The sequence below is a fragment of the Acinetobacter sp. WC-323 genome (assembly GCF_000314615.1).
GTDB classification, from domain to species: domain Bacteria; phylum Pseudomonadota; class Gammaproteobacteria; order Pseudomonadales; family Moraxellaceae; genus Acinetobacter; species Acinetobacter courvalinii.
The window spans coordinates 1-12,052 of sequence record NZ_AMZS01000058.1; the positions used below are offsets into that span (position 1 = coordinate 1).

Below are 12,052 nucleotides of genomic sequence, written 5' to 3' on the forward strand. Positions count from 1 at the left end.
CCAGCGTTCAATCTGAGCCATGATCAAACTCTTCAGTTTAAAATCATTAGTAGCTTATGGCTACAAATCTTGGCTCATCAATTACTGACTTAATATTTACTCAAATAAACTTCGAGAAATTTAAACCAATTAATCAATGAAATATTTTCGATCGATCAACCAGTAAAAATCCACACAAGTTGTTCTTCTATTCTCTTAATGATCTTCTCGATGATTCGTCATCATCAAGCCAGGTCGGCTATATTACTCTCAATTTCTTAAAAGTCAACAGGTAATTTAGATATTTAGCAAACTTATCAACCAACTCAAGAATCCAACCATTTTAGCCAAATCCTTGTTTCTCAACAAGTTTTTATCTGCATCACCGCCGATGGATGTGCATTCTACAGTATTCCCAACCCAATGCAACACCCTTTTCAATTTTTATTTAAATAATTTAACTAAGCGTCTATTTTTTACACAAATAAGGCTGAAAATGCGGAATTTGGTCGATTATTTGCTCGGTTTTATTTTTTTCCTGCCAATGTAATGGTCTGCAATCGATATATTCACAGTATCCGGTACCTTCATAATTTTTATTTTTCCATAATAGCTGGTAATGAAAGCTACCTACATATCCTGCAGCAAGACCAAACTTATAGTCTCCCCGACTTTTGGCCTGCAACTGGAAAATCACTTCATCTTTTTCTTGATACTGCCAAATAAACTCTCGTGGCAAATACATTTCCCGTCCATTCGGTGTTTTGACTTTCGGATATACACGGGTGATATCCAGAACGACTTGATGTTCATAGACAACATTGGTCTCTTTTGTTTGTATTTCTATCCGTGAAAAGACAATGTTATTCCATTGGTTTCTGAGTTCAGACATGATGATTTGCAAATCAGGATGAATCTGAATAATTTGATAGGTGAAAAAATGAAAAGCGATAAAAGGAAAATAAATCGCCCGGGCATGTTTTAAGACACCTCGCGCTTCAATTTGGTATTTTTGTTTTTTATAAACAATTTCACCCTCACATTGGCAAGAGACATACCAGTAATCTGCCACCCCCCATTGCAAAGCCGAGTGATTTTCAATATCCGTGCAGATCTTCACTTTGAGCTGACAACTGAGTTCTTCATCATTCCGTTTAAAATAATAATGAGGAAAATCGGCCTGAATATGATCGACATCAAGAAACTGATAGCGATCTACTTCTAACTGGCATTGTTCTTTTGCACTATAACTTTTTAGATGCCCCACCGTAGATGCGCTGCTACTGACCAGAACAGTAGCAGTATCAATAGCCGTCGTGGTAATGGCACTGGCGTTATAGCAAATCGGAATACGGGGTTGTCCAATCAGGCTAATAAAATTGAAATAATGAAATGGCTCAGGCAAATTCGGCAGGATCAGGGCCTGATAAACAATTTTAAATAAACCCTTAGGCGGGTGAAAAGTTAAAGCATCTGACTTATTGAGGTTCAGCTGCTTTAATTGATTATTACTCATCAATATTGGCATACTGAACCTCCTGAATTTTAGGTTGTTATTTTTTCATCATTTTTTTTGGCAAACAAAGTCGTTACAAATCCTGAAAGCACATAGAGAATACATACAATCAAGATCCCTACAGGAATGTTGTACGTGATTGCAGCAAAAATCAAGACCACAGGCAACATCACGACAAAAGGTACACGTTTACGATCCATTTGTTTAAATGAATAGTATTTGATGTTCGAAATCATCAGTAAACCGACTGCGACCATGACCACCGAATTAATCACCTGAATCACAATATCTCTTAAATCAAAGATAAACGGAAAATCACGACCAACCCATACTAATGAAATCACGGTAACGGCGGCAAGCGGACTGGCAATTCCGATAAAATAGCGCTTATCCACTACACCAATCTGTACATTGAAACGCGCTAGACGGAAAGCTGCACAAGCGGTATAGATAAAGCAACAGGCTAAACCAATACGCCCAAGGTCATGCAAGCTCCAGCTATACATCAAGATTGCAGGCGCCACACCAAAAGCCAATAAGTCAGAAAGTGAGTCGTATTGTTCACCAAATGCACTTTGCGCACCAATTGCACGTGCCACACGACCATCTAGGCCATCAAGTAATGCAGCCAGGAAAATGGCATAGATTGCCTGGTTAAAATTGCCATTCATACTGGCAATAATTGAGTAGAAACCAGAAAGAAGTGCAGCCGTTGTAATTAAATTCGGCCACAAATAAATGCCACGACGTTTCACTTTTTGTCCTTCGTGCGTATGCTCTTCTTCTTCTACTTCAAAAGTGATGCCATCAAAAGAATGGGCATCTTTATTTAAATCAGAATCAGGTTTAAGAGAATTTGTCATTATTTTCAATTCCTCAAGAATATTTGGACGTTGATGGGTTATTCACCCACCAACCAACGCACTGCAGCATGTCCACCATTTTCACTCATACGCAAATGTGGAAATAGCCATTGTAATGCCTGATCCGCATCTTCCGAGAATTTCCAAGGTGGATTAATCACTAACAAACCACAACCATTCAAACCGACTGGTGTGTCATCTGGCCATACACAAATTTCACAAATCAATTGACGGCGAATACCGGTTTTCAACATTTTCTTTTCAAAACGGTCAATCATCGCGCGATCTTTGATTGGATACCAAACAGCGAATACCCCTGTTGGCCATTTTTTATGAGCGGTTTGCAGTAATTCAACCAGCTGTGGAAAATCTTTACGCTCGATTTCGTAAGGTGGGTCAATCATGACCAATCCACGCTTTTCTTTTGGTGGAATGACCCCCATCAGACCTTCATAAAAATCACGCTCATGCAGGCCAGCACGTTTATCACGAATATTAAAATATAATTGCTGAAACACGTCACGCTGCATTTCAAACACAGTCGCTTTATCTGTTTCACGCATGCCTTCAAGCGCAAACCAAGGTGATCCTGGATAAGCACCTTTGCCCGAAGCTGCACGCATATCTTCAACAATTTTAAGATATTGCTTTACCCCTTCCGGTGCATTTCGTTTAATCGAATCGTCAAGTTTGACCAAACGATGAATACCCGTTAAGAATTCACCTGATTTTTGTGCTTCAGAAGTCGATAAATCATATTTACCGGCACCACCATGGGTATCAATATATCGATAAGGTTTATCTTTCGTATTTAAGCGAGCAAGCAGTTGAAGCAAAAGTACATGCTTCATAACATCGGCAAAGTTACCCGCATGGAAATGGTGACGGTAATTCATGTTGACAATTTATTCCTCAATTCAACGGGTAGTTTAACATGAAAATAGGGGCCGATGACATTTCACCTTGCGAGCCCTAGCTCTCATTGCGACTGTTGACATTTTTTAGCTGATACAAGGCATGGTTTTCGAAATTTAGCATTCTAAATAAGAGAAGCATAACGCCGAAGCAGCAAAAAATGTCGCAGTCCTTGAGCTTCGCCTTGCGCTGCAATCAAAGCAATGCTTTGCTTTTGCTCAGGGTTATAGCTAAAACTGCCCTAAACTTCGTTATGAAACTTGACAAGGGAATCGCCATTGCCTACGTTCCATGCCTCGTTTATGTCGTTTTAGCTTATAACGCAAGGCATGATTGAAATATCAGCGTCCCCTCAACTATTCTTTAGCGTTGATGTGATCGTCTAAAATCGCACTTTAATCCAACCCATCCTAAACTGGAGTGCCATGCAACCCACCTCTCTTGCTGAATCATGGAATTTAGAGCAAATTCTGGATGATTTAAATGAATTTGGCTTTGCCTTAATTGATGATGTCTATTCACATGAATATGTACACTCTCTTGTTCATGAATGCACCTCTCATCTTGCTGAATTCAGAGCAGCGGGAGTACAAAACGGTGTGGTCAGTCATATCCGGAGTGACCATATTCTTTGGATTGATGGTCAGTTACCGATTGCCCAACAGCATCTCAAGGCCTTAGAAGTATTATCACAAACTTTAAATCAGGCCTTTTATCTCGGCATCAAAGAAGTAGAAGCACATTTTGCCTGCTATAACGCAGGTGAATTTTATGCTTTGCATCGTGACAATCCGCAACAAAAAAATGACCGGATGATTTCCACCGTATTCTATGTGCATGAAAGCTGGCAAGAAGATTGGGGCGGTCAATTACGTTTGCAGGATAAAAATGGTCAATGGCATATTATCCAGCCCTCGCCTAATCGTCTGGCGATTTTCCAGAGCGATTTATTACATGAGGTCCTACGCTCAAAACAACAGCGCTTGTCGATTACTGCATGGTTACGTAGTGGAAGCTCAATCTGGAATCAGGGCCAAGCCCTTTAAATTGCTAAAAACAGCCTTATATACCTAGGCATAACTGACGATTCTGGATCAATACATGTCGAACGAAACTAAACAAGTCATTGCACGCATTGGTGAAACTGACCAACTCTTTTTAGAGAACAATAGTCCTGAACTTGCTTTAGAGCGTGCAGACCTGCGTTTACAGCTGGTTGTACTGAGTCATGTACGTCAGGAACAGTTGCATTTCTTGCAAGAAGCAATCGTATTGCTTGAACAGGCACGAATTGAATATGAGGAAATGCCCTTAAGCCTGTATCTCAACCTGTCGTTGTCTTTAGCCAAAGCTTATATGATTTATTTCGAGTTGACCAAAGAGCAACGTTTTGCCCTCATTACTCAGCAGATCTTAAAGCCCTTGGCACATCATGAGCATCTTGATATCTATTTCTTTTTGGCTTATGCATCTGCCGTTAAGCAAGAACAGGCCTTAACACGACACTGGTTGAAAAAGTATGTCTCTTGCCTAGAACATGATCTGGAATTATTACAGCTTCACCCCGCTTTTGTTGAAGTCCGTAAAGAAGACTGGTTTAGCACCCTATTACGCAATAAAGCTCACTGATGTGAGCTTTATTTTTATCGAATTATGACTTGGTACTGTCTACATGCAACTGTTGATTCAGTTCATCAATCACAATGGCCCAGTCATCATCTTTGTCCCAGTGACTTTTCAGAAAATCTCGCTGACCCGCACTCCAGAACTCGGCTTCATGCAATTTCTGGTCAGCACCAAGCTGATGCGTTTTCACAAAACTTTCAATTGCAGCATCATCTGCCCCAAGCCCAAGTTGCTCAAATAAAAGTTCCAGTGTGGGTTGTTGTTCAAACATTGTTATTCTCCATAAGTACTTCTGATTAAAATAATTTAACAGCAAACTCAGCGAATATGCTTAGGTATGTCTATATTTTCTTGTTGTTTTTTGTGATTCATGTATAAAAAAAGCACTCTATAGAGAGTGCTTTTTTCAATTTATCAAACTGATAAATTATTTAACCATGTCAGCAATCGCTGCACGTTCTTCTTCAAGCTCGTTCAGCGTAAAGTTGATACGCTCACGGCTGAATTCGTCAATTTCTAAACCTTGAACGATTTTGTATTCACCGTTTTCAGTGGTTACAGGGAAACCGAACATTACGCCTTCAGGAATACCATAAGAACCATCAGATGGAATACCCATAGTGACCCATTTGCCGTTAGTACCCAACGCCCAGTCACGCATATGGTCAATTGCAGCATTCGCAGCTGAAGCAGCTGAAGACAAACCACGCGCTTCGATAATCGCAGCACCACGTTTACCAACAGTTGGAAGGAACACATCTTTGTTCCAAGCCGCATCGTTGATTTTGTCTTTTAAGCTTACGCCATTTGCTGTTGCGAAACGGTAGTCAGCATACATAGTTGGAGAGTGGTTACCCCAAACAGTCATGTTTTCGATGTCAGAAACTGCAACACCTGCTTTTTGAGCAAGTTGAGTCAACGCACGGTTGTGGTCAAGACGCAACATTGCTGTGAAGTTTTTAGCAGGAAGATCTGGAGCAGATTTCATTGCGATGTAAGCATTGGTGTTCGCAGGGTTACCCACAACCAATACTTTAACATCACGGCTTGCAACTTCGTTCAATGCTTGACCTTGGCCAATGAAGATTTCGCCATTTACTTTTAATAAGTCAGCACGTTCCATACCTGGACCACGTGGACGTGAACCAACTAATAACGCGTAATCAGCATCTTTAAATGCAACTTTAGGATCATCAGTCCCGATCATGCCTGCCAATAACGGGAAAGCACAGTCATCAAGTTCCATCATCACGCCTTTAAGCGCTTGTTGAGCTTTCTCAAAAGGAACTTCAAGCAATTGTAAAATGACTGGTTGATCTTTACCTAACATTTCGCCGCTTGCGATACGGAATAATAAGCTATAACCAATTTGACCAGCAGCGCCTGTAACGGCAACACGAACGGGTTGCTTCATGTGATATTCTCCAATGAGATGCGTTAGCACGATTGAACGTTATTGTTATTCAACCGAATTATCATAAACGGCAAAGATTGTACTCTAAAGCGAATGCATATGCATGTAAAAGAGAATGAATTTCAACGAAAGTCTAATAGAAAATACAAATCAAACTAGGTAAAAGCCTAATAACTACCTTTAATCGTAAACTCACTTGGGCAGCCCGTCAAAATATGGCTAGCACATTGTTTATATTGACCATTTTTCTGATAACAAACCCGAATTTCCGTCAAAACCGAATTAAATTTTGAAGATTGGCAGGTAAAACGGATGCCATTTGGCGGCAACGATGGATTAAGCTTGGTAAACTGCTGTCTCAGGCTTTCTTTTTGTACTTCAATGGTATTTGGACTGGTCAAGTCAGCCGGTATTTTCAGGCGTTCAGCAAAATTAATAATGGTTCTAAAATATTGGCTGGCATTCATTGGCATACAGCCGCCCACATCCTGCCACAATTGGACCCGTGCATTTTCATCCGGCATAACCCGTGCAACCACTTTCGCTTGTAATGGTGACAATCTCGCAGAGGTCTTGGTCGAGCAATCCCGGTTTAATGGCACTTCAGGCAGCAAACTTGCAATGGTCAGCGAATAGCCTTCCAGACATTTACGTTGTTTTTGTCTTGATGAATCAAATGCGCAGGCAGCAGGCGTCATTTGTACATGCATGACATAACCGGCAACATCCTGTTTATCAGCTGCATATAACGGTGCAGCGAATGATAAGGCCAGATAACAGATCAATGCCTGTATCGCTTTCATCCACTGCCCTTTTAATAAGTCGACGGCTTTCATCAAATGCAAAAACTTCATTATCTCAATTAAACATCTTCGTGTGTTTAAGGACTATTGCGCACAGGTATGGTACTCATGCGTTTTTCTAACGACTGTGCGCCCTGTCCCAATACCACACCATAGTGCGTGGCATTGGTCATGACATGTTTCACATAGTCACGTGTTTCCAGTAATGGAATGGTTTCGGTGTACTGATCTGCGGCCATGGTCTGATTATCCGGCTGCCAACGACGGGCACGATTCGGACCAGCGTTATAGCCTGCCGTTGCCAGTACCGAACTGCCACTCAATTGACTCTGGATCATAGAAAGGTAATAGGTACCGTAACGAATATTGGTATTCATTTCACTTAATGCCGCAGGGTTATAGGTTTCACCCATTTGGCGTGCAATCAGTTTTGCGGTGTTTGGCATAATCTGCATGAGACCGCCTGCCCCGACATTGGAACGTGCAGAAGTCACAAAACGACTTTCCTGGCGCATTAAACCATATGCCCAAGCGGGATCAATACCAGCATTGTAACTATGACTGGTGACATTGCTGCGGTGCGGTGTTGCATAACGATAGGTATCGTTATGCCGAGAGGTGGTCCGGTCAGCCGCATAAATGGCGCGATCATACCAGCCCATGTCATGCGCGCGTTTTGCTGCAGCAAGCAACAAACCATCATCATGTTGCAAATAAGCCTGTCGGACCGCCCAGTTCCATTCACGGTTGGTATAGTTTGCAGGCGCATTGATATTTCTTAACGCAAAGGCACGGCGAAAATGAATATTCTGGTTCAGACGCTGGGTATCTTGAGCGCTCGGCTGTTCATTATAAGGCTGATGGTTATAGCGTTCACCAATACGGTCTTTGGCTAGCAAATTATGATAATCGTCGCCACCTTGTGCCAGTTTACGATAAATCTGCTGAGCCGCCTGCTTAGAACCACCATCGGAACGTTGCTCAGAGGCACGTGCTAACCAGTACTGCCAGCGATCTTCCTGTTTTTGGGTTACCGACATTGCATCAATGGCACGAATCAGACTTTCCCAGGCCCCGAAACGAATCGCCTGACGCGCGTAGATTTCAGCTTCTTCTGGGCTAAATGGATAACCATAACTCTGATCGAAAGCATTGAGCACTTCACGGTTAAAACCGTTTTTCATCACAGTGGTACCACCGACATAGCCAATGGTGCGGTAAAGATATTTCTGTACAGGTTGAGGCACATCCTGAACCACACGCTGCACATTACCTAAAGCATTGGTTAAGTCACTATCGGCAACACGACCGAGCGCAAAAATCAGATAAGCATAATCGGCATCGTTGGACTTAGGCGCACTCCATAAATAGCCCAATGGATTGGCCTGAATCTGGTTAAACTGAGCCAGCGAAAGATTCAAGCCCATGGTTTGAGCTGTCGCAATTGCTGGGCCAGATTGACCTGCGCGCAATTGTCCCCACAAACGTTGCTGACGATCTTGAGTACTCATTAACGGGCTAGACAGCATCAAACGACCCAAGCCATTACACGATTCAGGTTGGGTACTGGTGGTCAGCCAGATGTCTTTATATTCAGCAAAAACCAGACTATCGCCCGTCTTGGCACGCACTTGTGCTACCGCACAACTTTCTTCCTGATCAGGATTGGTGACATAACTGAGTACGGGCTTGGCATCGGCGAAACTGGCCTGTTTGACTTTTTCTTCGACATAATCGGCCGCGAGTTTCTCAGCCATTGCGGATTGCGGATAACGCTGAGCAAAACTGATAATCGAGGTGGCAGGCTGGAAGCCGAGATTGGTATTCAGTTTCCAGTATTCTGGATAATAACCCAATGCATCATTCTGCATTGAATATTGGTATTGATCGAGCAAAGCCGTGTTACCTGAGTTAGCAGCACGTAGGGCGTCATTGAATTGTTCATCCAAAGCATAGACCGATGAACAGGCAATCATTCCACTCATGGCAATAAAACGACGGAAACTGTTCTTATTATTCGATTTACGTCTTCCTGTTGTTATTAAATCACACTGCTTTTTCATCTTCATCAATATCTATGCCCAATTTTGCCTGCTTACATAGTGTAATAAGTCTAGCTTCTCACTATTGTTGTGTTATGTAAATTACTGATTCATATTCATTAAAATTCACACAATTTTATTCACAAACTGTCCATTTTTGTCAGTTTTTTATTCTCTGCGCACAAGCAAAAATACTGCTATAATCCGCGGTTTATTTAAATCCACCTTGTTTAGGAGCCTGCATGACGGTTCAAACATTCATTCCCAGTGCTGTAAAAGCTGCCTCAGAAAACACTGTTACCCAGCCCATGCACACCGCTGATGTTTCAATTAAGAAGTTATATATTGAAACTCAAGGGTGTCAGATGAATGAGTATGACAGTCATCGTATGGCAGATTTATTAGGTGATTCGCACGGTTATGTGCTCACTGACAATCCGAATGATGCAGATATTCTGCTGATGAATACCTGTTCGATTCGTGAAAAAGCCCAAGAAAAGGTCTTCAGTGGTTTAGGCCGCTGGCGCAAACTTAAAGAAAAAAATCCTGATCTGGTGATTGGTGTCGGTGGTTGTGTTGCTTCTCAAGAAGGCGACAACATTCAAAAACGTGCACCCTATGTCGACATGGTCTTTGGCCCGCAAACCTTGCACCGTTTACCGCAAATGCTGGATCAGCATAACGAGCAAGTAGAAAAGCCAAAGAAAGAAAAAATCAAACTGGTGGATATTTCTTTCCCGGATATCGAAAAGTTCGACTTCCTGCCGGAACCACGCGTCGAAGGCTTTAAGGCATTTGTCTCTATCATGGAAGGCTGTTCTAAATATTGCTCTTTCTGTGTGGTTCCTTATACCCGTGGTGAAGAAGTTTCACGTCCGCTGGATGACGTGCTGGCTGAAATTGCCGGTTTAGCTGAAAAAGGGGTTCGTGAAATCAGCTTACTGGGCCAAAACGTGAATGGTTATCGTGGTGAAACCTTCGAAGGTGGCATCTGTACCTTCCCGGAATTATTGCGCTTGGTTGCAGAAATTCCAGGGATTGGTCGTCTACGCTATACCACCTCTCACCCGCTTGAATTTTCAGATGATCTGATCCAGTGCTACCGTGATTTACCGCAAATGGTGTCGCATCTACATTTGCCAGTACAAAGCGGTTCGAACGATGTACTGCAAGCCATGAAACGTAACCACACCATTGATGTGTACATTGATAAAATTGCCAAGCTACGCAAAGTACGTCCAGATATGCATTTATCCAGTGACTTCATTATCGGTTTCCCGGGGGAAACAGATGAACACTTTGCTGAAACCTTGCAATTTATTAAAGATTTAGATTTCGATCACTCTTATAGTTTTGTTTATTCAAAACGTCCGGGCACCCCTGCATCGGACTTACCGGATAGCACACCTGAGCAAGTGAAAAAAGATCGACTTGCGCAAGTTCAGGAAGTGATTAAAAAATCGAGTATCGATAAAACTGATGCCATGCTCGGTAAAATTGAACGCGTGCTGATTGAAAAAGTATCGGATAAAGACCCGAATGTTTTAATCGGTACCGCAGACAATACACGTTTAGTCACCTTTATCGGTGATGCCACGTGGGTTGGTCGTTTCGCAGAGATCGAGATCACTGAAATCAAAACTTTAAATTTAGTTTACGGAGAACTCTTGAATCTTGAACCTGACGTGGCGTAATGTAAGGGTTATTCCTACAAAGCAACAAAAAGGGTTTATCTTGACTGCAGCGATTCGACGTACAGTAACGTTCCCTGAGATTCAATTGGAACGCTTAAAAAGCATGCTCGGTGCGTATAACGGGCATTTAAAACAAATCGAACAACGTTTAGATGTCAAAATTACTCACCGTGGCGATGCCTTTTATCTCGATGGTGATATAGAAGCGGTCGAAAGAGCCGAAGCACTATTGCAACGGCTCTATCAAGAATCAGAAATTTCCTCACAAATCAGTGCCGATGTCATTCATTTGATGATCCAAGGTTCACAGACCGACCGTGAACTCATGGATGATTCAGAACAGGAACATACTGGCCTTGACAGTGTTTGGTTGCAGACCCGCAAAGGGCGAATCAACCCACGTGGTGCCAATCAAAAACGTTACGTACAACGCATTTTACAAAGTGATATCTCATTCGGTATTGGCCCTGCCGGGACAGGTAAGACCTATCTGGCGGTTGCTGCTGCGGTTGATATGCTGGAACGCAATGAGATTCAGCGCATTTTGCTGGTTCGCCCAGCGGTTGAAGCAGGTGAAAAGCTGGGTTTCTTACCCGGCGACCTGACCCAGAAAATCGACCCGTACTTGCGTCCGCTTTACGATGCGCTGTATGAAATGCTGGGTTTTGAAAAAGTAGCCAAACTGATTGAACGTCAGGTGATTGAAGTTGCCCCGCTCGCCTATATGCGCGGACGCACCCTGAATCACTCTTTCGTGATTTTGGATGAAGCGCAAAACACCACCCCTGAACAGATGAAGATGTTCCTGACCCGTTTAGGTTTTGGCTCTCGTGCCGTGATCACCGGTGACGTGACTCAAGTTGACTTGCCACGCGGCCAGCAATCCGGTTTGGCACAAGCCTTACGGGTACTGGAAAATGTGCATGAAATTCATATCACCCGTTTCCACTCACGTGATGTGGTGCGCCATCAACTGGTACAAAAAATTGTTGAAGCTTACGAAGGCTGGGATAATGAGCAGCAACGCTTGTCAGCAGAGGCCCGCGCCGAACGCAAAGCCAAACAAGAAGCACTGATTGCAGAAAATGATGAGAAAGCTGATGCTCAGCATTAAATAATATTAATCTAATTCGATACTCGGAGCTGTCATTCGCAACCTGAGCGAAGATAAACAAAGCGATGCTTTGTCTGAGCGCAAGA

Annotated in this window: 11 protein-coding genes; 4 read left to right on the top strand and 7 right to left on the bottom strand. The window is 42.7% G+C overall.

From position 1 onward, the window contains the following. Positions 1-448: 448 nt before the first annotated feature. From ACINWC323_RS05730 to ACINWC323_RS05720, 3 genes are read right to left on the bottom strand one after another with little or no spacing between them, the layout of a single operon-like run. Positions 449-1,507: a DUF6670 family protein gene (locus tag ACINWC323_RS05730; protein WP_009514354.1), complete on the bottom strand. Its 1,059-nt coding sequence runs from the start codon at positions 1,505-1,507 to the stop codon at positions 449-451. 17 nt (positions 1,508-1,524) lie between these two features. Beyond that, the gene (gene pssA, locus ACINWC323_RS05725) at positions 1,525-2,358 is read right to left on the bottom strand and encodes a CDP-diacylglycerol--serine O-phosphatidyltransferase (protein ID WP_005226718.1); all 834 of its coding nucleotides are present in this window, start codon (positions 2,356-2,358) and stop codon (positions 1,525-1,527) included. 38 nt (positions 2,359-2,396) lie between these two features. After that, positions 2,397-3,254 (bottom strand): 23S rRNA (adenine(2030)-N(6))-methyltransferase RlmJ, encoded by an 858-nt coding sequence (locus ACINWC323_RS05720; RefSeq protein ID WP_005280560.1) that lies wholly within the window; start codon positions 3,252-3,254, stop codon positions 2,397-2,399. 444 nt (positions 3,255-3,698) lie between these two features. Between ACINWC323_RS05720 and ACINWC323_RS05715 the strand changes: the two genes are divergently transcribed. Continuing rightward, positions 3,699-4,319: a 2OG-Fe(II) oxygenase gene (locus ACINWC323_RS05715; RefSeq protein ID WP_009514356.1), complete on the top strand. Its 621-nt coding sequence runs from the start codon at positions 3,699-3,701 to the stop codon at positions 4,317-4,319. Positions 4,320-4,374: 55 nt separating this feature from the next. Next, positions 4,375-4,902: a hypothetical protein gene (locus tag ACINWC323_RS05710; RefSeq protein ID WP_005226712.1), complete on the top strand. Its 528-nt coding sequence runs from the start codon at positions 4,375-4,377 to the stop codon at positions 4,900-4,902. Positions 4,903-4,924: 22 nt separating this feature from the next. Here the strand turns inward: ACINWC323_RS05710 and ACINWC323_RS05705 are convergent, their stop codons facing one another. The 4 genes from ACINWC323_RS05705 to ACINWC323_RS05690 form a co-directional block, all read right to left on the bottom strand. Then, positions 4,925-5,170 (bottom strand): DUF2789 family protein, encoded by a 246-nt coding sequence (locus tag ACINWC323_RS05705; protein ID WP_005280568.1) that lies wholly within the window; start codon positions 5,168-5,170, stop codon positions 4,925-4,927. 156 nt (positions 5,171-5,326) lie between these two features. Continuing rightward, positions 5,327-6,313 (bottom strand): malate dehydrogenase, encoded by a 987-nt coding sequence (locus ACINWC323_RS05700; RefSeq protein WP_005226708.1) that lies wholly within the window; start codon positions 6,311-6,313, stop codon positions 5,327-5,329. Between the two features lie 167 nt (positions 6,314-6,480). Continuing rightward, positions 6,481-7,149 (bottom strand): ribonuclease T2 family protein, encoded by a 669-nt coding sequence (locus tag ACINWC323_RS05695; RefSeq protein WP_032881649.1) that lies wholly within the window; start codon positions 7,147-7,149, stop codon positions 6,481-6,483. Positions 7,150-7,193: 44 nt separating this feature from the next. Further along, complete coding sequence (locus ACINWC323_RS05690) at positions 7,194-9,101, bottom strand: lytic transglycosylase domain-containing protein (RefSeq protein WP_171062213.1); 1,908 nt, start codon at positions 9,099-9,101, stop codon at positions 7,194-7,196. Positions 9,102-9,400: 299 nt separating this feature from the next. Here ACINWC323_RS05690 and miaB point away from each other — a divergent pair, with 299 nt between their 5' ends. Together miaB and ACINWC323_RS05680 are read left to right on the top strand one after the other, a co-directional pair. After that, on the top strand, positions 9,401-10,852 hold the full coding sequence (gene miaB / locus ACINWC323_RS05685; RefSeq protein WP_009514230.1) for a tRNA (N6-isopentenyl adenosine(37)-C2)-methylthiotransferase MiaB: 1,452 nt from the start codon (positions 9,401-9,403) through the stop codon (positions 10,850-10,852). 40 nt (positions 10,853-10,892) lie between these two features. Next, positions 10,893-11,966, top strand: a complete 1,074-nt coding sequence (locus ACINWC323_RS05680) for a PhoH family protein (RefSeq protein WP_032870775.1) — start codon at positions 10,893-10,895, stop codon at positions 11,964-11,966. The last annotated feature ends 86 nt before the right edge of the window (positions 11,967-12,052 follow it).

Coding starts and splice junctions, on each gene's coding strand:
- ACINWC323_RS05730 (WP_009514354.1), bottom strand. CDS start 1,507: ATGCCAATATTGATGAGTAATAATCAATTAAAGCAGCTGAACCTCAAT.
- ACINWC323_RS05720 (WP_005280560.1), bottom strand. CDS start 3,254: ATGAATTACCGTCACCATTTCCATGCGGGTAACTTTGCCGATGTTATG.
- miaB (WP_009514230.1), top strand. CDS start 9,401: ATGACGGTTCAAACATTCATTCCCAGTGCTGTAAAAGCTGCCTCAGAA.
- ACINWC323_RS05715 (WP_009514356.1), top strand. CDS start 3,699: ATGCAACCCACCTCTCTTGCTGAATCATGGAATTTAGAGCAAATTCTG.
- ACINWC323_RS05690 (WP_171062213.1), bottom strand. CDS start 9,101: ATGAGTGGAATGATTGCCTGTTCATCGGTCTATGCTTTGGATGAACAA.
- ACINWC323_RS05710 (WP_005226712.1), top strand. CDS start 4,375: ATGTCGAACGAAACTAAACAAGTCATTGCACGCATTGGTGAAACTGAC.
- ACINWC323_RS05695 (WP_032881649.1), bottom strand. CDS start 7,149: ATGAAAGCCGTCGACTTATTAAAAGGGCAGTGGATGAAAGCGATACAG.
- ACINWC323_RS05705 (WP_005280568.1), bottom strand. CDS start 5,170: ATGTTTGAACAACAACCCACACTGGAACTTTTATTTGAGCAACTTGGG.
- ACINWC323_RS05700 (WP_005226708.1), bottom strand. CDS start 6,313: ATGAAGCAACCCGTTCGTGTTGCCGTTACAGGCGCTGCTGGTCAAATT.
- pssA (WP_005226718.1), bottom strand. CDS start 2,358: ATGACAAATTCTCTTAAACCTGATTCTGATTTAAATAAAGATGCCCAT.